Below are 24,909 nucleotides of genomic sequence, written 5' to 3'. Positions count from 1 at the left end.
TTATAAAAAGACAAAACCCTTAAATGTTAGTATTTAAGGGTTTTGTCTTTTATTGAAAATGTTTTTATTGCACAACATAAGAGCGTTCATCTGCTTCGCAAAGTCTAAAATAACCGAAAGCATAATTGCCAGAATCACTTGTATTTAGAATGTTTCCTTTAATACTTCCCGGTGGAACAGAAAAAGGATTTGAGTTTGAAGCTTCAAGAATTAATTTCCAGTAATTAAAGAAGTTTTTAGAAACGCCTCTGTGTGTAATTTTTACAATACTTCCGGGTTTTATGTCATCTTCATGAGAATATCTTGTGCTTATTTCATTTCCGTTATAGAATTCATCATCAGTGATTTCGTATTCCGGATAAATTAAAAAGTCACTTTGATAATCGGTTACATAAAAGTTTTTCTGGTCAACCGGATCGTTGTAGTAAAACGTAAGTTCAATAACATCTTCTCCGCCAAAATCAGGAACTATTTTCTGTTCAATTTTATTTATGGGAGTAGCAGAAGTTAATTTTTCTGTTGCGGTATAACTTTGCCCTTCTGCAGTAATAAACAATTTATATTCCATGTCGATTACCGGAACAAAATTCGTGCATTTATAAACTCCGGTTTCTGTTTCATTAAATGTAAAAACATCTCCGTTACTGTTTTCAACTCTAACCTGTGCGCCTGAAACCTTTGGTGTTGAATTGTTGTAATAAGGAGCCGTTTTACTGATTTTGATAGTTTGCTCGTTTCCGGAAGTTCCTTTTTTCCAGATAATTTCGGCATCGATAACCAATTTTGTTTCGCCTGTTTCCAGATCAAGATTTACAACATCTTCACACGAAGTAAAAGAAAAAGCAAAAAGAAGACTTATTAATGCCAGCGCTCTGTTCATTACCCTATTTTTTATCAATTTATTCATAGCATTAAAATTTAAAATTATAAGAAACCCCAGGTACAATCCCGAAAATAGAAAGTCTTCTGGTTTCATTTGCTCCCGTATCTTCATTAGTTGTAAAACTCATAGAAGCTGCATTTTTTCTGTTGTAAACATTATAAAGGCTAAAAACCCAATAGCTTTGCCATCCTTTCTTTTTATCTGGTTTTGGCGTATAAGTAGCTGCAAGATCTAAATGGTGGAAAAGCGGTAATCTGTTTTCGTTTCTTAAAGAATAGTTCGGAACATGAATGCCTCCAATTTCATAATACCCTGTTGCGTATGTAACCGGCTGACCTGACTGCAAAGTGAAGTTTCCGTTGAAAGACCATTTCGGGCTAAATTCATAACTTCCTACAACGCTCAAATTATGTAATTTATCATATCCTGATAAATACCAGTCACCATTTGCAATTCCCGGTTCTTCTGGAGTTCTTCCCGGTGTTTTTTGCTCAGCACGAGACAAAGTATATGAAATCCATCCGGTGAAAACTCCGGTGTTTTTTCTCAATAATAATTCCATTCCGTACGATCTGGCTTTACCATTTAAAATTACCTGCTCAATATTGTTATTCGCCAAAACATCGGCACCGTCAATATAATCAATACGGTTTTGAACATTTTTATAAAACAACTCGGTTTCTAAAGAGTAATCGCCGTCTCTGAAATTTTTAAAATAACCCAAAGCATATTGATCTAAAAGCTGAGGTTTAGTAAATGGCCCGCTTGGTGTCCAGATACTCATTGGCAGCGGAGACTGCGTATTCGATAAAATATGAATGTACTGTGCCATTCTGTTGTAACTTGCTTTTACAGAAGTATTATCATTAAAAGAATAAGACAAAGCAGCTCTTGGCTCAAAATTATTAAAAGTGCTGATCGCCTGACCATTTTTGTAATTTATGGTGCCGTTTGGTGTTCCTTCTTCGTAAATTTTATATAACGGATTATATACTACGGCCTGTCCATTTTCGTAAGTATTGATTGGTTCTGGTCCGAAACGATAAAATGAGCTGTAACGCAATCCGTAACGGAAATTCAGTTTCTCTGTAATCTGATTTTCAAAATCAAGATATGCAGAAGTTTCTAAAGCGTATTTTTTGTCAAGCTGTTTGTAATTAAACTGAGAATCTGAAGCTGTAGGCTGAACCACTCCGGGATTAAAATTGTAATACAAACCATCGATACCATAACTAATTTTAAACTTTTCAGACTGCTGGTAATTCCAGTTGTATTTCAATCCATAACTCTGAATGCTGCTGTCCCATTTAAAACTTTCAACCGGAATTTCAAGATTAAATCGGTACTCGCTGTAAAAAGTAGATAAATTGCTGTTTAAACGATCTGAGAATTTATGTTTCCAGCTTAAGATACCCATTGTGCTTCCGTAAGTACTTGCAAAACGATCGTTGATATCGAATAAATCATTTCCGAAATAACCTGAAAATGACAACGAATTTTTAGCATCAAAACGATAATTTAATTTGGCATTCAAATCATAAAACATAGCCGAGTTTTGATTATCTGCCAGTTTTAAAAATAAATGCGCGTAAGAAGTCCTTCCTGAAAGGATAAAAGAACCTTTTTCTTTCTGTAAAGGCCCCTGAACTAAAAGTCGGCTCGAAATAATTCCGATTCCTCCGTTAACTTTAAAATTCTCAAAATCTCCCGTTTGTTGGGTTACGTCTAAAACAGAAGAAACACGTCCTCCAAATTTAGACGGAATTCCGCCTTTATATAAATCCAGACCGTTTACGATATCGGCATTAAAAATGGAGAAAAAACCAAACATGTGCGAATCTGCATAAACTGGTGCGCCGTCTAAGAGAATCAAGTTCTGATCGGCAGCTCCACCGCGGACATTAAATCCCGAAGAAGCTTCTCCGGCATTGGTAACTCCGGGTAAAGTTAAGATTGATTTTAAAGGATCTGGTTCGCCCATCGCAACCGGAATTCGTTTTATTTCCTGCATCGTAAGTCTGTTCACACTCATTTGAGTGGCTTTAACATCTACAGCTTTAGTGTTGGTTACAATAACTTCACCCAATTGCTGACTGTCTGATTCGATGTTGAAATTGTAATTTACATCACCGGAAACTGTAACATATTTTTCCTGATTTTTAAACCCAACATAACTTATTACAAGCGTATAATTTCCGTTTGCAACTTCAAAGCTGAACTTTCCGTTAGAATCTGTTACGGTGCCGGTTTCTAATTCTTTAATAAAAACATTGGCACCAATAACAGGTTGTTTTTCATCATCAGAGATCTGTCCCTTTAGCGTGCTTTTTTTTTTAGCTGCTTTAGTAGATTGAGATTTCTGTTTCACAAAAATATTGTTCCCCACAACAGAAAATTGTACAGATGAAATTTTGTTTAATTCTGAAATTAGTTTTTCAATAGTAATCTGCTTAAAAGTGCTTTTTTTATTGAAATACTTTTTGCTGGTGTCAATTTGATCCGTAAAAGCAAATTTAAAATCAGTCTGATTTTCGATTTGCCTGAAGAATTCTTTTAAGGTTACATTTTGATCTACAGTTACGGTAACGTTCTGGGCAGACATACCTAAACTGAATAAAAAAAAGCATGCTGAAATTATATGCTTCATGAAATTTTGTATTTTTGAATAATTATTAACTGGAATAACCTCGTGTTATACCTGAATATGAGGAGGATGTGGAGTTTCGCGGCTTACATCCTTTTTTCTTTTCTATTGAAAAGTAATCTGTTTTAAATCTTCATTTATTTCAAAGTTTAGGTTATACATTTCTGATATTAATTGTACAATTGTTTTTAAGTCTTCTTTTTTATTGATTCGAATCGTGATTTTCTGATTCAGGTATTCTTCCGGAAGAATTACTTTATATCCGTAGTTTTTCTCAATATAAGAGCTTACAGAAGTCAGCTTTTCGTTATCAAAATCTACAAATCGGTTAAATTCTGTTACAGAAGCAGTTTGGTTAGAATATGTGAATTTTTCGCCGGGTTTTAATATCCATTTTTGATTTTGGCCTTTTACATTCATTTGAACGCTTCCTTCAAAAAGTTCCACTATTACATCTTCGTCTTCAGTTTCATTTACAGTAAAACAAGTTCCTAAAACAGTAGTAGTAGTTTCGTTAGAAAAAACCTGAAAAGGATGCTGTTTGTCTTTTTTTACTTTGAAATATACCAAACCATCGACTTCTATTTTTCTGTTTAGAGCAAAATTATCACCATAACAAATTTTAGCATTTGGACTCAATTCTACTTTTGAACTATCTGGCAAGACAACATATTTTATTTTTGAAGTCTGGTTTTCGATTACATTTTTTGCTGCTACAAGATGAGTTTCGGATAAAGGCTCATTCTTAAAATAAATTGTAGTTCCGATAAGTACAAAAAGTAAAACGGCCGCTGCGGCAGCATAACGCCACGGTTTAAACGTTCGTTTTTTGGGAGCAAAAGCTTTCGAGCGGAATTCTTCCCACGAAGCTTCTTTTTCAGTATCTGAATGCGAAGCCGGGATTTCGTCCCATAATTTTTTTAACTCGTCTTCTAAGTTTTCTTTATCCATGACCTCTCGGTGTTAAAGTTTTTTACAATAAAATCCTTGTTTATTAAAAACACCATAAACCATTTCCTGAATTTCTCTATTGGTTTCGATTTTTAGAATTCTTTCGCGGTTCTTAAAATCAAAATTTATGATACAATCAGAAATAATGAACTGCAAAAGAGCCACAATATAACTTGCGTCCTTTTTTGTTCTAATATTCGTTTTATACGCTTCAATGTGCATTTTTTGTCCTTGTTTTTAGATATAACAAACGAGAACAAAAAAGTTCCTAATGGTTTTCGATTTTTTTTCGAATAAATTTACTGGCGAGATAAATGTGATTGGCAATGGTCTTTTCAGAAAGATCCGTAATTTCTGCAATCTCCTTATAGCTAAGGTTTTCCAGTTTGTGTAAAGTAAAAATTTTTTGCTGCTGCTCAGGAAGCTGATTAATGAAGGTGTGTAATTTTTCTTGTCTTTCCTCAAAAATTCCTGAATCAGTTTCTTCGTCTAAGATTTCAGCTTGTGAAGGATTAAGCTGAACGATTTTATTTTCTCTGTTAACGTGATTGATGATAATGTTTTTGCAGATGGTAAACAATTGCTTGTCAAACAAAACATCTTCATTAAGTAATTCTCGTTTATTGTATAGTCGTAAAAGACTTTCCTGAACAAAATCTTCCGGCGTAAGTACGGTAAGATCAAAACGTTTGGCAATATTTATTAGTTTATCGTAGTAAGTGAAGTAAACCTCTTTGAAGGCTGCTTCATTACCTTTTTTTAAACTTATAATAAACTTTTTATTGTCCATAACGAAAAATATCGCTGCTAGTTTTATCTAGTCAAAACTCATTGAGTCTAATATTATTGTATTCAAAAATGAAGGGTTTCAAATTTTGAATGTAATAAGTTACAAAGTACTGTAATTTAATTTTAACGTTAGACGCTCTAGCGAGAAAATGTTACAATAAAGGGCGGATTATTTTATATAAAATAAAAAAAAGCGCCTCAGAGACGCTTTTCAGATTGTTTTTTGTTTGAAAAATTATTTTAAATCAAAACGATCCAGATTCATAACTTTAGTCCATACCCTTACAAAATCGTTCAGAAATTTTTCTTTGGCATCGCTGCTGGCGTAAACTTCGGCAATAGCTCTTAATTCAGAGTTAGAACCAAAAACAAGATCAGCACGAGTTCCAATCCATTTAAGCTGGCCGCTTGTACGATCACTTCCAGAATAAAGTTCTTTATCATCTGATAAAGCTTTCCACTCTGTACTCATGTCAAGAAGATTTACAAAGAAATCATTTGTAAGCTGCCCCGGACGATTTGTAAATACACCATTTTTAGAACCGTCGGTATTAATTTCTAATACTCTTAAACCGCCTAAAAGTACAGTCAGTTCTGGCGCCGTAAGCGTTAACAAATGCGCTTTATCTATTAAAAGTTCTTCTGTAAAAACAGGAGATTTTATTTTGCGATAATTACGGAATCCATCTGCTTTTGGTTCAAGATAACCAACAGATTCAATATCGGTTTGTTCCTGAGAAGCATCCATACGTCCCGGAGAGAAAGGAACAGTAATAGAACTTCCAGCTTTCTCAGCCGCAATTTCTATTCCTGTTGAACCCGCCAAAACTATTAAATCGGCAAGCGAAACTTTTTTACCGTTATTAGTATTATTAAATTCTGTTTGAATTTGTTCTAGTTTAGCCAATACTTCTTTTAGCTGTGCAGGATTATTAACTTCCCAGTCTTTTTGAGGAGCTAATCTAATACGTGAACCATTGGCTCCGCCTCGTTTATCAGAGCCTCTAAAAGTAGAAGCAGAAGCCCAGGCAGTTGAAACCAGTTGAGATACGCTTAAGCCTGAAGCTTTAATTTTTGATTTTAACTGAGCTGCATCATTGGCATCTATTAAGGCATGATTTACTTCTGGTATTGGGTCCTGCCATAGTAATTCTTCCTGTGGTACATCTGCTCCCAGATAACGAGCGCGAGGTCCCATGTCACGATGTGTCAGTTTAAACCATGCACGTGCAAAAGCATCTGCAAATTCATCCGGATTTTCAAGAAAACGACGGGATATTTTTTCATAAACAGGATCTAATCGTAATGATAAATCTGTTGTAAGCATGGTTGGGAGATGTTTTTTAGAAGAATCGTAAGCATCCGGAATAATAGCTTCGGCATTTTTTGCTACCCATTGATGTGCACCGGCCGGGCTTTTTGTAAGTTCCCATTCGAATTCAAAAAGATTTTCAAAGAAATTATTGCTCCACTGTGTAGGCGTTTTAGTCCAGATAACTTCCAGACCGCTGGTGATGGCATCTGCACCTTTACCTGAACCGTATTTGTTGTTCCAGCCAAAACCCTGCATTTCCAAATCAGATGCTTCCGGTTCCTTACCCACATTATCTGATGATGCAGCACCGTGTGTTTTTCCAAAAGTATGTCCTCCGGCAATAAGTGCTACAGTTTCTTCATCATTCATGGCCATACGTCCAAAAGTATCGCGAATATCTCTCGCAGCCGCAATCGGGTCAGGATTACCGTCCGGGCCTTCAGGATTTACATAAATAAGTCCCATTTGTACAGCTGCTAAAGGTTTTTCAAGATTTCTTGAATGAATATCTCCGTCTGCATCATCATCAGAAGAAACTACACCATGATCTTTAGGAACACCAGGTGAGCCTTTTCCATAACGGTCATCGCCGCCAAGCCATGTAGTTTCAGATCCCCAGTAAACAGCTTCATCTGGTTCCCATACATCTTCACGTCCTCCGGCAAAACCAAAAGTTTTAAAGCCCATTGATTCCAGAGCAACATTTCCTGTAAGTATCATCAAATCTGCCCAAGAGATTTTTTTACCATATTTTTGTTTGATTGGCCATAATAATCGGCGTGCTTTGTCAAGACTTACGTTGTCTGGCCAGCTGTTCAGCGGAGCAAAACGCTGTTGTCCGGCACCTGCGCCTCCGCGTCCGTCATCTACACGATAAGTTCCGGCACTGTGCCATGCCATACGAATAAATAATCCTCCATAATGTCCAAAATCTGCTGGCCACCAGTCCTGCGAATCAGTCATAAGGGCATGAAGGTCTTTTTTTACTGCTTCAAGATCCAGACTTTTAAAAGCTTCAGCATAATTGAAATCTTTATCCATAGGATCTGATTTTGGAGAATGCTGTCTTAGAATATTTACTTTTAACTGGTTTGGCCACCAATCACGATTTTTTGTGCCTCCTCCCGGTGTATTATTTAATTTGCCGTTGTGGAAGGGACATTTGCTGATGTCATCATTTGTGTTACCCATAAGTAGAGATTTTTAAATTAGTAAACTTGAATTTTGCTTCTTTCAAATTTACGGATTAAGAAAAAAGATACTGATTCGATCGGATATTAAATGCGTCTTGTGGTATAGAGAAAAACTATTGTTTTGAAAATTGAGATTGAGTTTGTATTGGTGGTTGAAGTATTGTAAAAACAAAAAAACACCACTTAAAAAGTGATGTTTATTATATATGTAAAATGGAATTAAATTTCTGATTTATTCTGCTCTAAGTTATCAATGTCAGAAATCTGATCCAATATATTAGTCTGGTTGGGTGAAATATAGTTTTTTATCTCTGGAACGGCATCTTTTTTAAAGAGAAGATCTAATGCATTATACAGTTTTAATAAAACATCTCTATCTTCTTTTTTGATCTCTAAAGCAGTATTAAAATTAAAGACATAATTATTAGAATTGCGTACTTCTACTTTTATCGTTTTTGACGTGACTTTAAATTTAACTATATCCATTTGTTTATAAATTACGTAGTTTGCAAGATACTATTTTTTAATGGCGGTCAAATAAAATGTTAGCTACAAATTCTGCCATAAATCAAAATTGCTGTAAATAAAAAAACATCACTTAATAAAAGTGATGTTTTTACCTGGTAGCGAGGACGGGAGTTGAACCCGTGACCTCAGGGTTATGAATCCTGCGCTCTAACCAACTGAGCTACCTCGCCTGGACTGCTATCATGAATTCCTGATTGCGGGTGCAAAGATAGAAATAATATTAAAGCATACAAGTATAAAATGAAGAAAAAAAAATATTTTTAAAAACGTCTTGTTTTTGGACATATATTCTTATATTTCCAAAAAAATTAAAAGTAGCACATGGATTCAAAAATACGTTACGAAATCGAGTTTCCGATCAATTCTTCGCCACAATTATTGTATCAATATATATCAACTCCGTCAGGTTTACAAGAATGGTTTGCTGACAATGTTAACTCCAGAGGAGAGTTTTTTACGTTCATCTGGAATGATTCACAGGAAAAAGCACGTCTTGCTTCTAAAAAAACAGGTGAAAAAGTAAAGTTCAAATGGGTTGATGAAAGCAGTAAGGATACTGAGTATTTTTTTGAATTGCATATTTTAGTTGATGAATTAACTAAAGATGTGTCATTAATGGTAGTTGATTTTGCTGAAAAAGAAGAAATAGGAGAGGCTAAACAATTGTGGGAGAATCAAATTTCAGATCTAAAACATCTTATAGGATCTGTTTAGTAAAAGTCTATTTTATGCCTTATATTTGCCCTGAACAAAATTCAGGGTTTTTTTATGATCAATTTTAACGGAAACATTACGCAGGAAGAAAATTTATTAACCCAAAATCGTGCGTTTTTATACGGAGACGGCGTTTTTGAAACAGTAAAAATAATCAACAATAAAATCTTGTTTCTCGAAGATCATTATTTTAGACTGATGGCTTCAATGCGGGTGGTTAGAATGGAGATTCCGATGAGTTTTACAATGGAATATTTTGAAGAACAGATTTTAAATCTTGTTCAGCAAAAAAATATATCTTCTTCGGCAAGAGCGAGAATAACGGTTTATAGAAATGATGGCGGACTGTATCTGCCAAAAACAAGAGAAGTTTCTTTTTTAATACACGCAACGCCTCTTGATAATGTTTTATACGTTTTAAATACAGCTGAATACGAAGTTGATTTGTATAAAGACTTCTATGTTACAAAACAATTGTTATCGTCGATTAAAACGACTAATAAGATGATTAATGTTACCGGAAGTATTTTTGCTGATGAAAACGGTCTTGCCAATTGCCTTTTAATAAACGATGCTAAAAATGTTGTCGAAGGACTTCAGGGCAATTTGTTTATGGTTTCGGGTAAAAAGCTAATTACGCCGCCAGTTTCTGAAGGCTGCTTAAACGGAATTATGCGTAAGCAGATTTTAGCTTTGGCAAAAAAAATAGAAGGTGTTGAGGTTGTAGAAGAAATCATTTCGCCTTTTGATCTTCAAAAAGCGGATGAATTATTTTTGACAAATGTAATCACGGGAATACAGCCGATAAGTAAATATCGAAAAAAGGAGTTTACAAGTAATCTGGCTCATTTATTAGTGCAAAAACTAAATGAAACCCTATCTGAAAATTAATTCAGATAAGGATTTTCTGGTGCGTTTGACCAAATAACATAGTCACCGCCAAGCTCAATAATCTGTTCTTTCCAGAAATGAGTGGTCGATTTTCCGATAATTTTGTTTTTGTAATTATTATCAGCAATGATCCAGGAGTTTCCCTGCATTTCATTTTCGAGCTGATTTTCATCCCAACCGGTATAGCCTAAGAAAAAACGAATATTGTTCTTATTGATCGATCCGTCGTTTATTAAGTCTTTGGTTGATTCAAAATCACCTCCCCAATAAATTCCATTAGAAATCTCGACACTATTCGGGATTAAATCTGGAATATTGTGAATGAAGTACAAATTGTCTTGTTCAACTGGCCCTCCGTTATATATTTTGAAGTTAGCATCAATTTCCGGTATCAAGTCATTAATAGTATATTTTAATGGCTTATTGATAATAAAACCTATTGATCCTTCTTTGTTATGGTCTGCTAATAAAATTACCGATCTGTTAAAAGATAAATCCCCAATTATAGAAGGCTCGGCAATAAGCAGGTGTCCTTTTTTTAATTTTTCTGAAATCATACGGCTACAATTTTTATTAAATTTAGTCATAAAAAAATTAAAATCACAAAAAAAATCGTTAAACCGCACAAAAAAACCCTCCAGAAGAGGGTTTTAATTATATTATTTAGTTTAGAGAACTTTCTTACTTAGTTCACTGCACCTTCTAATTCAGCTCCAGCTTTGAATTTTACTACATTTTTAGCAGCAATTTTGATAGTTTTTCCTGTTTGAGGGTTTCTACCGTCTCTAGCAGCTCTTGAAGATACTGACCAAGAACCAAAACCTACTAATGAAATTCTTCCGCCTTTTTTCAAAGTAGTTCCTACGTTTCCTAAAAATGACTCTAAAGCTAATTTTGCCGCAGCTTTTGTAATTCCTGCATCAGCAGCGATAGCATCGATTAATTCTGATTTGTTCATAATAATTAGTTATTAATTGTTGGTTAAAAAAAATTGTTAATACACAAATTTAGTAGGAAATCCGTTGCGTGCAAGTGTTTTCTCTAATTTTAGCAATAATTGTTGATAACTTGCTTTTTTTGTTCATAAAGCATGTTGTTCATCGATCAAAAACAGGTAGAAACCCCTGTTTTACTGAGGTTAATAGACCTTTGCACTATCAGAAAAAGTTATCCCGTTTAATAATTCGGCCACTTGCATTCTCTTTTTTCCCGGTAATTGTAAACTTAATAACTGAATGAAACCATCTTTTATTGCAATTTTGATTTCTTTTTTACTGCTGATTATGCTTCCTGTCTCGTAAGAATGGCTGTCTGGAACTAATTTTGCTTCATATATTTTAATATTGAGCTCTTCATTTTTATCTTTCAAAAAACACCACGCACCAGGATAAGGGCTTAATCCTCGAATTAAGTTGTTGATTTCATCACCAGATTTTGTCCAGTCAATTTTACAATTTTCTTTGTTTAGTTTATAAGCTGTTTTAATATCTGCATTATCTTCCTGAATTGTTGTCGTAACATTTCCTGCTTCGATAACTTTTAAAGTATCGATAACCGTTGTGCTTCCTAAATTCATTAAACGATCGTGTAATTGTCCGGCATTTTCTGCTGGTTCAATCGCAATTTCAGAATTTAAAATCATCGCTCCGGTATCAATTTTATCATCAATAAAGAAAGTAGTAACTCCGGTTTTGGTTTCGCCATTTATAATGGCCCAGTTAATAGGAGCAGCACCACGGTAATTTGGAAGCAGAGAAGCGTGAAGATTGAAAGTTCCGAAAGCAGGCATTTCCCAAACTACTTTTGGGAGCATTCTAAAAGCAACTACAACTTGCAGATTTGCATTTAGTGCTTTTAATTCGGCTAAAAAACTTTCATCTTTTAAATTCGTTGGCTGTAATAAAGTAAGATTGTTTGCAAGTGCATATTCTTTTACAGCCGAATATTTTATTTTTTGTCCACGTCCCGCCGGTTTATCAGCAGCTGTAATAACGCCGACAACCTCGTAATTGTTTTTAATAATGGTATCCAAAATGCCGACAGCAAATTCTGGAGTTCCCATAAATATAATTCGTAATTTTTCCATTATGATTTTAAAGCGTATTTATTATTTGCCAGGATGACAATATGATTGTTTTCGAGTAATTCCTGAAGAACAGAAAGTACGTCTTTTGTGTCTAATTTAATTTGATTTTGAATTTCGCGCGAAGTTAACGCAGTTGCTCGTAATAAGTGCAGAATTTTATCAGCAATTGAATCGGCTTCTGTGATTTTTCCTTTTTGAGTAATACAATATGAGCAAACGCCGCAGTTTTCTTTTGTTTCTTCTCCAAAATAATCCAGAACTAATCTGTTCTTGCAGGTTTTGTCTTCCTTTATATAATAAAGTACAGACGAAAGCTGATCGCGTTTTAATTTATTTTGTTTTTCAAGATATTTTGAAACCCGGTTTATGGTTAAATCGTCTTCGCGCACTTCATTAAACAAAATGGTTGCGTCGTTGTTTTTAGACTTGTATTCGATAATTTCTTTTTCTTTTAGTTTTTCTAAAAGATTTGTAACCTGCTCTTCGGTATGATTTGATTTTTTTACAATTAACGAAAGATTAAGCGGTGTTTTCATTTCGTGAATTCCCGGATACGTTCTTAAAATCGCCAAAATAATTTCTTCGTCATTCGGATTCAGACTCATATATCGAATCACTTCTTTCGATTCAATTAAAAACTGCATTGTTACTTTTTCTGAAAATTCCTGAGACATCGTAATAATTCCCTGCTGATTCAAAAACTGCAGAGCATTATAGGTTTTCAAAGTTGGGAAATCATATTTATTGCAAAAATGATTCATTTTAAAAGAATATGAATCATCAATGCCTTCTCCGTAAGCAATCTGAAAATAATTACACAATTTAACGTACATCGTTTTCAGGAACTTTTTATCAGGAAGAACACTTATGAACTGCTGTTCTGTTTGATTAGCATCTGAATTATTATATAGTAAAACTGAAAAAGATTTTTCACCATTTCGTCCAGCTCTTCCAGATTCCTGATAATAGTTTTCCAGGTTTTCAGGAAGTTGTGTATGAATAACCGTTTTTACATTGTCTTTGTCAATTCCCATTCCAAATGCATTCGTGGCGACAATAACCTGAGCTTGTTCTGACATCCACAACTGCATATTTTTATCTTTTTCCTGAGCCGAAAGTCCGCCATGATAATAGGTTGCTCTAAATCCTAAAGATTGCAATTGCGTTGACATATTTAAACACGATTTTCGGTTTCTTACATATATAATAGACGGCTGCGGATTTTTCTTCAAAATCTGTTCTACGCGATACAATTTGTCTTCGACTTCAAAAACCATGTATGCAATATTCTTTCTTTCAAAAGACTGTTGAAAAAGTTTGGTGTCTTTTAATCCTAGTTCGGTTTTAATATCTTCAACAACTCTTGGAGTCGCTGTTGCAGTCAAAGCCAAAAAAGGAATTTTAGGAAAGTATTTTTTAAGTTCTGAAATTTTTAAATAAGCCGGTCTAAAATCGTGACCCCATTGCGAAACACAATGCGCTTCATCAATAGCAATTAAATTGATTGGAAGATTTTTAATGCGTTCTAAAATCCAGTCTGATTGTAAACGTTCCGGAGAAAGATAAAGAAATTTGTAATTTCCGAATTGGCAGTTATCCAGAAGATCGATTATTTCTTCGGTATGAATCCCACCAGTAAGAGCGATGGCTTTGATATCTCTTTTTTGCAAATTTGCCACCTGATCTTTCATCAAGGCTATCAAAGGCGAAATAACCAGACAAATTCCTTCGCGCATCATGGCCGGAACCTGAAAACAAATTGATTTTCCTCCTCCAGTTGGCAGCAGTGCAAATGTGTCCTGACCTTCTAAAACCGAATCAATAATTTCTTTTTGCAGCGGTCTAAAACTGGCATGTTTCCAGTATTTAAAAAGAATTTCCTGTGCGTCCTGCATGACCTGTGTTTTAAAGTTAAAAATTTAGAAAATCAGTTTCTAGTTTTGCAACTTTAAAACCGGCCGCTAAATTTTGTCTAAGATATAAAGAATTCTGTTTTCAACCGTATCTTTCGGAACCTCAATTAAATCGTAACCATATTTTTTATACGTTTCAATTAAGTGTTTCTGGATGCTCAATGCCTGTTCAAAATTTTCGTAACGTTCTGTGTCACTTTGATAAATTTCTTCCCAAGGCGGTAAAATAAATGTTTTAGAATATTTATAGTCCTCGCACGCTTTTACAAAACCTTCTGGATATTCATCGCCAATATAATCCATATAAGCTACAACATCGGGAATACCGCGATCTATAAAAACGATATCATCAGGCTCATTTTTTGCACTTTCAAACTGCTGAATTCGTCCTTCTAAAAGCATTTCACTAAATAATAAAGGCTGTTCCAGAAACAATTGTTCGATGCCTCTTTTTTGGGCTTCGAGTGTAACTTCTCTTGAAATTTCAGGGTAACAACAATAGCCACGAGCGACTAATTCGTTTATAAGTGTAGATTTTCCCGTACCAGGACCACCAATGAGTACTATGATTTGTTTTTGCACTATTCTAAAAATAAAGGGCAAATTTACCTAAACTTATTCGTAATTAAAAAGAATTTTTATGCAAAGCGAATAATTTGGCATTTTTATAAAAAATGGATTTGGTGTGTGGGCGTTAAATGTCGCTGTAAACTGGACTGAAGTCCAGCTCTACAATATGGAACGTTCCTTCGGAACTAAATTGAGACGTGCGAAAAGAGCCATAGGCTCGCCAAATATTGTAGGGCTGGACTTCAGTCCAGTTTGAGGTAAAAAGATTTATTCACAAAACGAATATTTTCCGCTTAAATCTTTCTTTTTAGAAGGCACAATAATATGCGATTCAAATTTCTTTCCTTTTAAAACATCATTCACAAAATCCAGAACATATTGTTGTCCGTCATGAAAAAGATAACCGGAGAATTCATGTCCGCCGCCGCAAAAAGTAACCATTTCGACATCTTTATGTAAATCTCTCATCTGGTTATAAACCGCATAAGAACCGAAAAGAATCAACCAGCCCGAAGCATTTGTTGGACAAGAACGATGCGAACCAGCGCTGTACGGAACCGTTTCGTCATTACTTCCGTGAGCCAATAACATCGGAATTGCTTTTTCTTTCGTAATTAAATTAATATCCTGAATTGCGCCTGAACCTCCAATAAAACCTTTGTATTTAAAGTTTTCTGGCAGATTGCTTTTATAAAGATTCATTAATTTATAATCCCAAAACGAAGCCTGAAAACCAATTTCGGCACCGGCACTAATTCCTGAAATAAATATTTTTGAAGTATCAAGATTATATTTATCGGCATTTTCGATTAAAAAAGCAGTTGCCTGCCACATATCGCTTACACCAATTTGAATTGCTTTTATTTTTTCGGTTAACGTTCCTTTACAGCCAAAATCTTTTCCCTTCATATATAAACTGTACGAAATGCTTGCAACCGCATAACCATTCTGAGCCATAAACAAACCGAAGTTTTTTTCGCTTGTACGTTCTCCGCCAGAAAATCCTCCGCCAAAAGCAAACATAACTAACGGGATCTTTTCGTTAGCTTTTTTCTTTGGAAGATATAAATCTAAATCTAGTTTTAAAGTGTCATTTTGGAAATAGGTTAAAGTTTTAACTTCCTGCGCCTGAATATGGTTGATTGTAAATGCAATAAAAAGTAAAAGGATTTTTTTCATTATAATGTGTTTTAATCTCGTAAAGTAATAAAGCTTTTGGTTTCACGCAGATTTTGCAGATTTGAGCAGATTTTATTAAATCATTTTAATCTTTTAAATCTGTGGCTAAATAAAAATTTTGCGATAGATTATAGCAGATTATTTTCTCAAATATAAGAGTAAAATTTACAAAGAAATAATCTTCGATTGCTTTTTTCTCTGCACCTTTGCGCCTTTGTAACTTTGTCCCTTTAAAACAAAGTTTTAAGCCTGAAAAAAATCTAAAATCTAAAATCAAAAGTCTAAAATCAAAACCGTATATTTGCGTTTATTTTTAATTACGAATGGAGAACGATAAAGAAAAAAATACAGCCGAATTTTACGAAAGATTAAAAGTTGAGCTTGATAATGCAAATATCTGGCCAGCAGAATACTTATATAAATTCATTGTGCCTTCTGTTGCTGATAATGTAGAGCGTGTTGAAAAAGCTTTTGACAGAATGGGGGCAGTTATTAAAACAACAAAATCTAAAACCGGTAAATTTACCAGCGTTTCTGTTGATGTTACTATGAACAGCTCAGATGATGTGATTAGTAAATACAAAGAAGTTTCTACAATTGAAGGTATAGTTTCATTATAAACTTATGATCGAAAAATATAAAAGAGAAGCCGCAAGTGATGTTGTTTATAATTTAGAATACAATTCTGAAAGACAGCGTTTAATTATTCCGGAATATGGTCGTCATTTACAAAAACTGATCGATCAGGCTACTGTAATCGAAGATGATGAAACGCGCAACAAAGCGGCGAAATATATCATTCAGGTTATGGGAAGCTTAAATCCGCATTTGCGCGACGTACCCGATTTTCAGCATAAATTATGGGATCAGCTTTTTATTATGTCTGATTTTAAATTAAATGTTGAATCTCCTTACCCAATTCCATCAAGAGATGTTTTGCAGTTAAAACCTGAGATATTGCAGTATCCGCAGAATTTTCCAAAATACAGATTTTACGGAAACAACATTAAATACATGATTGATGTTGCCAATAAATGGGAAGAAGGCGAGATGAAAAATGCACTGGTCATGGTAATTGCCAACCACATGAAAAAATCATTCTTGAGCTGGAACAAAGACACGGTAAAAGATGATGTTATTTTTGAGCATTTATATGAATTGTCTGGAGGAAAAATCAATTTGTCTGCACAGTACGGAAGAATTGTTGAATACAACAGATTTAATGCGTACTAATAAACGTGTCTCAAACAAAACAACTCAAAGCGGACAAACGAAAACGCAGAATAATAATAAGAATAACAAAGGCGGACAAAAAAAGAACTTTCAAAAAAACAATAATCAAAAATAGAAGAAGTTGCTAAGATACTAAGCAGCTAAGGTGCTGAGATTTTAGCTCAACCTTAGAAACTTAGAATCTCAGAACCTTAGAACCTTAAAAAAAATCTATGGGAATTTTTAAAATCGAAGGAGGAACTCCTTTAAAAGGAGAAATCACTCCACAAGGAGCAAAAAATGAGGCGTTACAAATTTTATGTGCCGTGCTTCTAACAGGAGAGAAAGTAAAAATTAATAACATTCCTGATATTATAGACATCAATAAATTAATCACTTTGCTGGGTAATTTAGGTGTAAAAATTCAACGTAACGAGCCGGGTTCAATTACTTTTCAGGCTGATGAAGTTAATGTTGGATATTTAGAAACGGAAGCTTTCAAAAAAGAAGGTGGAGCGCTTCGTGGTTCTATTATGATTGTTGGACCGCTTTTGGCTCGTTTCGGAAAAGGTTATATTCCAAAACCGGGAGGAGATAAAATTGGACGTCGTAGATTAGATACTCACTTTGAAGGTTTTATTAATCTTGGAGCAAAATTCAGATACAATAGAGAAGATCATTTTTATGGTGTAGAAACTCCTGAAGAAGGTCTTAAAGGAACAGATATGCTGCTTGATGAAGCTTCTGTAACCGGAACAGCAAACATCGTAATGGCTGCTGTTTTAGCAAAAGGCAGAACGACAGTTTACAATGCTGCGTGTGAGCCATATTTACAACAGTTGTGTAAAATGTTAAACTCTATGGGAGCTAACATTACAGGTGTTGGATCTAACTTACTTACAATTGAAGGTGTTGAAAGCCTTGGCGGATGTGAACATACAATTTTACCGGATATGATCGAAATTGGTTCATGGATTGGTCTTGCGGCTATGACAAAAAGCGAAATCACGATCAAAAATGTTAGCTGGGAAAATTTAGGTTTAATTCCGAATACTTTTAGAAAATTAGGTATTACAATCGAAAAACGTAACGACGATATTTACATTCCGGCTCACAAAGACGGATATGAAGTAAAAACTGATATCGACGGATCTATCTTAACTATTGCCGATGCACCATGGCCAGGTTTTACTCCTGACTTATTAAGTATTGTTTTAGTTGTGGCAACACAGGCAAAAGGAGACGTTTTAATTCACCAAAAAATGTTCGAAAGCCGTTTATTCTTCGTGGATAAATTAATTGATATGGGAGCCAAAATTATGTTATGTGATCCGCACAGAGCTGTGGTTATGGGACATAATTTTGAATCTCAATTAAAAGCAACTACAATGTCTTCTCCTGATATTCGTGCGGGAATTTCATTATTGATTGCAGCGCTTTCAGCAAAAGGAACAAGTACAATTCAAAATATCGAGCAAATCGACCGTGGATACGAGCGTATCGACGAGCGTTTAAGAGCTATTGGAGCAAAAATTGTAAGAGCTTAAAAAATTATTAGCCACAAATTCACGAATTATAAATTTCTGTAATTCGCGATCCCGATAGCTATCGGGAGTGGCGAAAAAATAATTTTCTATAATGACAGATGAAAAAAAAGCTATAAAAGCTACTATTTTTAGTATAGTCGGAAACACCTGCTTAGCCTTGATAAAAGGTTTGGCAGGTTTTTTTGGCAATTCATACGCCTTAATTGCGGATGCAATCGAATCAACGGCAGATATATTTTCGTCGTGTTTGGTTTTATTCGGAATTAAATATTCTAATAAACCGGCAGATGAAAATCATCCTTACGGTCACGGTCGTGCAGAACCTTTAATAACCTTTTTGGTAGTTGGATTTTTAATTACTTCGGCAACCATTATTGGTTATGAAAGTATTGCCAATATTCAATCTTCGCATGATTTACCAAAATCATGGACATTGTATGTTTTAGGAGCTATAATTCTTTGGAAAGAGTATTCGTATCGTTTAGTGATGAAACGAAGCAAAGAAACCAATAGTTCATCTCTTGCCGCAGATGCCTGGCACCATCGCAGTGACGCCATTACTTCGGTTGCGGCATTTGTCGGAATTTCGATTGCACTGATTATGGGGAAAGGTTATGAATCTGCAGATGATTGGGCGGCACTTTTTGCTGCGTTTTTCATCTTATATAATTGTTATAAAATTTTCAGACCTGCTCTTGGCGAAATCATGGATGAAAATATGAATGATGATTTAGTCGAAGAAATTCGTGTAAAATCATTAACAGTACCCGGAATTTTAGGAACCGAAAAATGTTTCATAAGAAAAGCCGGAATGCGTTATCACGTTGATCTTCATGCTATAGTTTCGGCTAAGATTTCTGTGAAAGAAGGACATGATTTATCTCATAAACTACAAGATACTTTAAAAGAACAAATTCCTGAATTAGGAAATGTTTTAATTCATATTGAACCAGATGATTATCATTCTTAGAGGTTCAAAGTTGCAAAGGTTCAAAGTGACAAAGTTTTTTCGATCCTGATTAAAAATAAAAAAATCGGTTTAGAAATAAACCGATTTTTTGTTTAATATATGTTTGTCAGGCTGAGCGAAGTCGAAGCCAAACTATTTCAACTTTGTCTCTTTGTCCCTTTGCAACTCTGAACCTTAATTAAGCACATTCAAAATCTTCAATCCAAAAACAACACCATTCTGCTGAATTCCGCCTTGATAAGAATGTACGTAATCGATTCTGAATAGTTTAAATTTTCCGAAACCTAAATTATCTAAACCAACTGTAAACTCTGTATAAGGTTTTCTGTCTGGAATTGCCAGCGAATGAAATCCAAGATTCATTGTTGATTTTAAAAGATTAATCAGCGGAATTTTATTCGTTATAAATCCCATGTCATTGTGTTCTAAATGCATTTCAAAATAACTATCGTTTGTACTGTTTTTATAATATGGCATTAAGTTGAAAACATTCAAATAGCGATCACTCGTGCCAATATGCGTTTGGTTTCCGTTGAAATGTCTGTAATCTATAAAAGAAATATTTTCGGCATTAAAGAATTTACCCGCTTTAAAATTCATTCCCAAAACGCCTTTATTGTCTAGTTTTAAGTCATATTGAACTGCGGCTCCAATGCGCTCAAAATCATAGTTTTTCTCACTTGCGGCAAAAGCTTTTTCAAAAGCTAGAAATACAGTCGGGTATTTTTCATTCTTAAAATTATATCTGCCGTCTGGTCTTGAAATATATTTGTTTCCAAAATTAATTCTGAGATTCAGATTGGCTTTCATTAAATGATGCTGACTAAAAGCCAGAGTGCTAAAATCATCCGGAGCCAGCGGATTATTGGATGAATAAATATCATCTCTTTTAAAAAAAGAATAATCAGTTGTATTGAAAAGCGGTTTGCGTTGTTCGTAAGCCAGTTTTGCGTTCAGATTAATTCCGTTTGCAATATCCTGAGCATAATTAACCTGAAAAAATTCCAAGTTGTATAATTTCATATAATTGTCTTTAAAAAATAAAGAACTTATAGAATTGACAAATTTACTGATAGGTTCAGCGCTGTTAAACTGAGCCGTTTTTGTTCCACCCGAAGCTGAAATCGTAGCGTAATTTATGGTGTTGAATCGATGACTGAATTCGCCAATAATACGAAAACGTTCATCTGAAAAACCATAATTAAATGTAGTACTTATTGAAGTGCTTTTTCCTTTTTCTTCATTCCATTTTTTAAATGAAAAACCAGAATCCAGATTAAAACCCTGAACCGTATTAAAACTCAATGACGTAAGATTTAATAAACCTTCGTATTTAAAAGAATGTTTTTCGTAAGTATTTTTATAATCGTAGCCTCTTAAAATATCAATAATCTTAAATTTATTGTTTTTGGCATCTATAGAATCGGTGTATTTTTTTGATTTTCTAATGGTCTGCAGACTGTCTTTTTTTGCATAATCGTTGCTTTCTTCAATTGTTAACGGAATCGGACGAATTTCATTCCAATATAAATCGTCTTTTTTGTTAGCGCCCAGATCAAAAGCTACAATTTCATTTCCAAAAGTTTTTTTAGAAAATGATTCAGGGAATTCATAATTCGAATAAACATAATTAAACTGACCAGAAAATTTGATTCCGAAACCGCCCGCTGTAAACGAAAGTGTCTGCGAATTTTTTGACCAGATTTTGTTTTGCAAATTATAACTAAAGCTTTGTTTTAAAGTCATGCTTTCAGTAAATTCATTTTTTACTCTATAGCCTTTAATGTCTACATCTACGGCATAAATAGCAAAACTTTCATCGACTATATAAATATATCCTTCAACAACAGGTTCTTTATCTCGCTTTGGAATTACTTTAATTTTAAAAATCTGCTGTTTATTATCATCATAAAAACTTCCTTCGAGTTTATATTTATAATAGCTAAAAGCGTTACTGGCAATAGGAGAGATGAGATTTATATCGAACTCTAATGTGTTATCGTAGAAATCATAAGTTGATAAAGCGGCCGTATTATAGCTAAAACCTTTATTGTTTCCGGATATTTTTGAAGCTATGATAGTTTCCTTCAATTTGTCCGGTTTTTGATAAGAAACTTTCGAAATGGTTTCAGACAAATATAAAATTCCTGTTCCAGTCGAGTCTAAATTTGAAGATAAATCCGGACCAAGATCCACTTTTTGGCCCAATATTTTTTTAGGTAAATCTTTTACTTTTAAAATTCCTTTCGAATAAAAATCGGCTGTAAATCGAGCCGTTTTTTCAGAGTTTTCCTTTCGGTTTGCAATTGCACTTTTAATAATTGCGTTAGCAGGATTATTTTTTGGATCAATAACGACTTCGTTTAATGCAAAACTTTCTTCCTGCATTTTTACATCTAAAGTAATGGATTTTGAATTGGCTGAAACTGTTATTTTTTGCGTTTTGAAACCAAGATATTGAAAAACGATTTTGTTTTTGCCAATTTCTTTTACCTGCAATTGATATTGTCCCTGCTCATTTGAAGTCGTTCCGCGATAAGTTCCTTCTTCAAAAATAGACACAAACGGCAGTGGATTTCCCTTTTCATCGGTTATTGTTCCTTTGATTTGGGCAAAATTAGAAATTGAAAAAAATAAAATGGCGAACAGTATAGCGTTTTTCATGCGAGTAATTTGTCTTATAAAAATAAAACAACTCAAAAAACGATCCTATTAATAATTTGTTAAATAAGATTTATAAAAATGACTGAATCGCCAATTCGTAGCTTTTCAATCCAAAACCTAAAATAACACCTTTTGCATTTCCGGATAAATAAGATTGATGTCTGAAACTCTCTCGGGCATACGTATTAGAAATATGCACTTCGATTACGGGAGTTGTAACCGCTTTCATAGCGTCGCCTAGACCTATAGAAGTATGTGTGTAAGCTCCGGCATTTAAAATAATTCCATCAAATGAAAAACCAACTTCCTGAATTTTTCCAATCAATTCTCCTTCGATATTACTTTGGTAATAAGAAAGCTCAACGTTCGGAAATTTTTGTTTCAACGTTTCAAAATAATCTTCAAAAGTCTGGCTTCCGTAAACTTCCGGTTCACGTTTTCCTAAAAGATTTAAATTGGGTCCGTTGATAATGCAGATTTTCATAAATAACTTTGATTAGAATTATAAGCGATTTGAATTCATTTTACATTTACTGAAAACATTTCACTAAAGTGTAAAAATAAAAAAACCGCTCTAATTAATAGACCGGTTTTTGTAAAAGTATGTTATATTTTTAGAACATATATCCTGCAGAAATTTGGAATACAGAGTTTTTTAGATCTGCTTTTGAAGAAACTTCTGTTAAACCAAATCCATAACGACCCTGTATAAAAAGTCCTTCAGTAATTTTTAACCCAAGTCCCGCATTAATAGCAAAGTCAAAAGTTTTAGGATCCTGAGCATCAAATTCTTCTTTATTGCTTAATAAAAATGAAGCTTGTGGTCCTACTTCTAAACTTAATGATTTGGTCATATATATTTTAGCCATTACAGGAATAGATAAATAACCTAATTCATTTTTAAATTCCTCTACTGCATTTTTATAAGTTGCTCCTTGTGTTGAGTATAAAAGTTCCGGCTGAATAGAGAATTTTTCTAAAAGTTTAACTTCTGCGACTAAACCTGCATGGTAACTGGTTATTCCATCTTTGCTGTAATCGATTCCGCTGAAACTTGCATCTCCTGTTTGATTGGCAAAGTTAACCCCTGCTTTTACCCCGATTTTTAATAATTGTGCCTGGATTGTAGCTGTTGTTGCTATGAACAATACAGCTGCTAAAAGTATTTTTTTCATAAAAAATGGCTTTAGTGTTTGGTATTTAAATGTTATTCTATAGTTCAAAACTACATTATTTAGATTTTATTGTTTTATATCTGGCATTTGATAATTATTAAAATTCACACTTTTTTATGGAATTTATAATGTTAAAGTTAATGATTATTGTGTAAAGATCTATAAATCATGTTGTTATTTGTAATTTAATTCTGTCTTATTTTAATAGTTTTGTAGCTTTTGAAGGATGTTTTTTAGTAAGTATAATCTTAGTTTTGGGATTGTAATTAAAAAAAACAACATGAAAAAATTATTTTTAGCTGCTATTGCAGTATTAGGTCTTGCATCTGCTAAGGCACAAACAAGTGGATTTTCAAAAGGAGATGCGTTTATTTCAGGAGCTTTAAATGTGGTGTCTGAAAAAACAGGTGATGCTAAATCAAATGGATTTATAATTCAGCCAAAAGTTGGTTATTTTGTTACTGAAAACATTGCGATTGGAGCAAAATTAGGTTTTGGATCAACAAAAGAAGGTGAAAACAAAACGAATTCATTCACAGCAGGTGCTTTTGGTAGATATTACTTTACTCCGGCATCTCAATTTTCAGTATACGGTCAGGCAGGTCTTGATTTTACTAATGAAAAATATAAACCAGGAAATGCTAAAGCAAACGAAATTGGAGCAAACATTGGTTTAGGTTTAAGTTATTTCTTATCTAATCATTTCGCTATCGAAGCAACTTGGTTAGGTTTAGGATACAACGTAAACAACAATGGCGGTCATGGGGCTGATAAAACAAACTCTTTTGGTTTTGGTACTGATTTAAGAGACGTGAGCTTTGGAGTAGTTTACAAATTTTAAGTAAAATATTTAGTTAGTTATTTAAAGACTTCTCAATTTGAGGACTCTTTTTTTGTTTTTTTAGTTTGTACTTAAAGTCTTTTTGACGTTGATTTAACAATTTATACGCTTATTACTATTTTATTTGTTAAATTCCAAATTAGTTTTTATGAAGAATATTTTTATATTTGATTATTAAAATTTAACCCAAAACGAATTTACAATGAAGAAAGTTATTTTAACAGCAATTGCTATTTTGGCATTTGGCTTTGCAAATGCACAGCAAACAAGATTTGGAGTAAAAGGAGGTCTTAATATCACAAATTTTAGTGGAGATAATGACTCAAATGCATTAATAGGTTTTCAGATTGGTGGTTTTGCAGAAATAAAGATTATTGAAAGACTATCTATTCAGCCAGAACTTTTATTTTCAACACAAGGAGCATCGTTTGATGTTAACGGAAGTAATCGCGATATTGATTATAAATTAAATTACATCAACATCCCTGTGTTAGCAAAATTTTATATTGTAAAACAATTTTATGTAGAAGGTGGACCTCAATTAGGATTTTTAGTTTCTGCTAAAAGAGATGGCAATGATATAAAAGATTCGTACAAATCTACTGATTTAGGTTTTAATTTTGGAGCAGGATATTATTTTACAGATAATTTTTCTGTAGGTCTGCGTTATACAGTTGGTTTGTCTAATGTTGGAGATTATGATACAGATGATATCGATGCTTATTTAGATAGTCCAAAAAATAGTGTTTTAGCTTTAACTGCTGCATATAAATTTTAATCTGAATTTTAAAATATATTCGAAAGCCTTCCAGAAACGGAAGGTTTTTTTATGCTCAAAAATGTT

Annotated in this window: 23 protein-coding genes, 1 tRNA gene and 1 pseudogene; 8 read left to right on the top strand and 17 right to left on the bottom strand. The window is 33.8% G+C overall.

The genetic code is table 11. From position 1 onward, the window contains the following. Positions 1–64: 64 nt before the first annotated feature. The 8 genes from ABDW27_RS07860 to ABDW27_RS07825 form a co-directional block, all read right to left on the bottom strand. Positions 65–907 carry a DUF4249 domain-containing protein gene (locus ABDW27_RS07860; RefSeq protein ID WP_343695389.1) on the bottom strand — a complete coding sequence of 281 codons (843 nt, stop codon included), beginning with the start codon at positions 905–907 and terminating at the stop codon, positions 65–67. A gap of 4 nt (positions 908–911) precedes the next feature. Continuing rightward, positions 912–3,530 (bottom strand): TonB-dependent receptor, encoded by a 2,619-nt coding sequence (locus ABDW27_RS07855; RefSeq protein ID WP_343695388.1) that lies wholly within the window; start codon positions 3,528–3,530, stop codon positions 912–914. Positions 3,531–3,632: 102 nt separating this feature from the next. Continuing rightward, positions 3,633–4,478 carry a FecR family protein gene (locus ABDW27_RS07850; RefSeq protein ID WP_343695387.1) on the bottom strand — a complete coding sequence of 282 codons (846 nt, stop codon included), beginning with the start codon at positions 4,476–4,478 and terminating at the stop codon, positions 3,633–3,635. A 12-nt stretch (positions 4,479–4,490) separates the two neighbouring features. Next, complete coding sequence (locus tag ABDW27_RS07845; RefSeq protein ID WP_073416234.1) at positions 4,491–4,700, bottom strand: hypothetical protein; 210 nt, start codon at positions 4,698–4,700, stop codon at positions 4,491–4,493. 46 nt (positions 4,701–4,746) lie between these two features. Further along, complete coding sequence (locus ABDW27_RS07840; RefSeq protein WP_343695386.1) at positions 4,747–5,268, bottom strand: sigma-70 family RNA polymerase sigma factor; 522 nt, start codon at positions 5,266–5,268, stop codon at positions 4,747–4,749. A 234-nt stretch (positions 5,269–5,502) separates the two neighbouring features. After that, entirely contained in the window at positions 5,503–7,773 is a 2,271-nt protein-coding gene (gene katG, locus ABDW27_RS07835; protein WP_343695385.1) for a catalase/peroxidase HPI, read from the bottom strand. A gap of 221 nt (positions 7,774–7,994) precedes the next feature. Then, positions 7,995–8,261 (bottom strand): hypothetical protein, encoded by a 267-nt coding sequence (locus tag ABDW27_RS07830; RefSeq protein ID WP_343695384.1) that lies wholly within the window; start codon positions 8,259–8,261, stop codon positions 7,995–7,997. 135 nt (positions 8,262–8,396) lie between these two features. Then, positions 8,397–8,473, bottom strand: a tRNA-Met gene (locus ABDW27_RS07825). A gap of 151 nt (positions 8,474–8,624) precedes the next feature. On the opposite strand from ABDW27_RS07825, the gene ABDW27_RS07820 reads away from it, so the two are divergent. Beyond that, a complete protein-coding gene (locus ABDW27_RS07820; protein ID WP_343695383.1) occupies positions 8,625–9,017 on the top strand; it encodes an START-like domain-containing protein in 393 nt (130 codons plus the stop codon). A 54-nt stretch (positions 9,018–9,071) separates the two neighbouring features. Next, positions 9,072–9,908 carry an aminotransferase class IV gene (locus ABDW27_RS07815; RefSeq protein WP_343695382.1) on the top strand — a complete coding sequence of 279 codons (837 nt, stop codon included), beginning with the start codon at positions 9,072–9,074 and terminating at the stop codon, positions 9,906–9,908. Here ABDW27_RS07815 and ABDW27_RS07810 read toward each other — a convergent pair. From ABDW27_RS07810 to ABDW27_RS07785, 6 genes are all read right to left on the bottom strand, one after another. Then, the gene (locus ABDW27_RS07810) at positions 9,905–10,465 is read right to left on the bottom strand and encodes a YqgE/AlgH family protein (protein WP_073416430.1); all 561 of its coding nucleotides are present in this window, start codon (positions 10,463–10,465) and stop codon (positions 9,905–9,907) included. The genes ABDW27_RS07815 and ABDW27_RS07810 overlap by 4 nt on opposite strands. 128 nt (positions 10,466–10,593) lie before the next feature. Continuing rightward, positions 10,594–10,866, bottom strand: coding sequence for an HU family DNA-binding protein (locus ABDW27_RS07805; RefSeq protein WP_219071075.1), 273 nt, complete (start codon positions 10,864–10,866; stop codon positions 10,594–10,596). Positions 10,867–11,046: 180 nt separating this feature from the next. Continuing rightward, positions 11,047–11,994 carry a methionyl-tRNA formyltransferase gene (gene fmt / locus ABDW27_RS07800; protein ID WP_343695381.1) on the bottom strand — a complete coding sequence of 316 codons (948 nt, stop codon included), beginning with the start codon at positions 11,992–11,994 and terminating at the stop codon, positions 11,047–11,049. After that, on the bottom strand, positions 11,994–13,889 hold the full coding sequence (locus ABDW27_RS07795; RefSeq protein ID WP_343695380.1) for an ATP-dependent DNA helicase RecQ: 1,896 nt from the start codon (positions 13,887–13,889) through the stop codon (positions 11,994–11,996). The genes fmt and ABDW27_RS07795 overlap by 1 nt, the downstream gene beginning before the upstream one ends. Before the next feature lie 66 nt (positions 13,890–13,955). Beyond that, entirely contained in the window at positions 13,956–14,489 is a 534-nt protein-coding gene (locus tag ABDW27_RS07790; protein WP_343695379.1) for an ATP-binding protein, read from the bottom strand. Positions 14,490–14,744: 255 nt separating this feature from the next. Continuing rightward, entirely contained in the window at positions 14,745–15,656 is a 912-nt protein-coding gene (locus ABDW27_RS07785; RefSeq protein ID WP_343695378.1) for an alpha/beta hydrolase, read from the bottom strand. 323 nt (positions 15,657–15,979) lie between these two features. On the opposite strand from ABDW27_RS07785, the gene ABDW27_RS07780 reads away from it, so the two are divergent. The 4 genes and pseudogenes from ABDW27_RS07780 (at position 15,980) to ABDW27_RS07765 (ending at position 19,385) form a co-directional block, all read left to right on the top strand. Then, complete coding sequence (locus tag ABDW27_RS07780; RefSeq protein WP_343695377.1) at positions 15,980–16,276, top strand: DUF493 family protein; 297 nt, start codon at positions 15,980–15,982, stop codon at positions 16,274–16,276. Positions 16,277–16,280: 4 nt separating this feature from the next. Beyond that, positions 16,281–17,004, top strand: a pseudogene (locus tag ABDW27_RS07775) (DUF4290 domain-containing protein). Between the two features lie 97 nt (positions 17,005–17,101). Beyond that, positions 17,102–18,415 (top strand): UDP-N-acetylglucosamine 1-carboxyvinyltransferase, encoded by a 1,314-nt coding sequence (gene murA, locus ABDW27_RS07770; protein ID WP_073416205.1) that lies wholly within the window; start codon positions 17,102–17,104, stop codon positions 18,413–18,415. Positions 18,416–18,506: 91 nt separating this feature from the next. Then, a complete protein-coding gene (locus ABDW27_RS07765; RefSeq protein ID WP_343695376.1) occupies positions 18,507–19,385 on the top strand; it encodes a cation diffusion facilitator family transporter in 879 nt (292 codons plus the stop codon). A gap of 174 nt (positions 19,386–19,559) precedes the next feature. Here the strand turns inward: ABDW27_RS07765 and ABDW27_RS07760 are convergent, their stop codons facing one another. From ABDW27_RS07760 to ABDW27_RS07750, 3 genes are all read right to left on the bottom strand, one after another. Then, on the bottom strand, positions 19,560–22,049 hold the full coding sequence (locus ABDW27_RS07760; RefSeq protein ID WP_343695375.1) for a DUF5686 and carboxypeptidase regulatory-like domain-containing protein: 2,490 nt from the start codon (positions 22,047–22,049) through the stop codon (positions 19,560–19,562). Positions 22,050–22,119: 70 nt separating this feature from the next. Next, the gene (gene aroQ, locus ABDW27_RS07755) at positions 22,120–22,533 is read right to left on the bottom strand and encodes a type II 3-dehydroquinate dehydratase (RefSeq protein WP_012022238.1); all 414 of its coding nucleotides are present in this window, start codon (positions 22,531–22,533) and stop codon (positions 22,120–22,122) included. A gap of 130 nt (positions 22,534–22,663) precedes the next feature. Then, complete coding sequence (locus ABDW27_RS07750) at positions 22,664–23,224, bottom strand: porin family protein (RefSeq protein WP_343695374.1); 561 nt, start codon at positions 23,222–23,224, stop codon at positions 22,664–22,666. 280 nt (positions 23,225–23,504) lie between these two features. On the opposite strand from ABDW27_RS07750, the gene ABDW27_RS07745 reads away from it, so the two are divergent. Together ABDW27_RS07745 and ABDW27_RS07740 are read left to right on the top strand one after the other, a co-directional pair. Continuing rightward, positions 23,505–24,065 carry an outer membrane beta-barrel protein gene (locus tag ABDW27_RS07745; protein ID WP_343695373.1) on the top strand — a complete coding sequence of 187 codons (561 nt, stop codon included), beginning with the start codon at positions 23,505–23,507 and terminating at the stop codon, positions 24,063–24,065. 202 nt (positions 24,066–24,267) lie between these two features. Next, positions 24,268–24,843, top strand: a complete 576-nt coding sequence (locus tag ABDW27_RS07740) for a porin family protein (protein ID WP_343695372.1) — start codon at positions 24,268–24,270, stop codon at positions 24,841–24,843. Positions 24,844–24,909: the final 66 nt, after the last annotated feature.

The sequence above is a fragment of the Flavobacterium sp. genome (genome assembly GCF_039595935.1).
GTDB lineage: Bacteria > Bacteroidota > Bacteroidia > Flavobacteriales > Flavobacteriaceae > Flavobacterium.
This window is presented reverse-complemented; position numbering and strand designations above follow the sequence as displayed.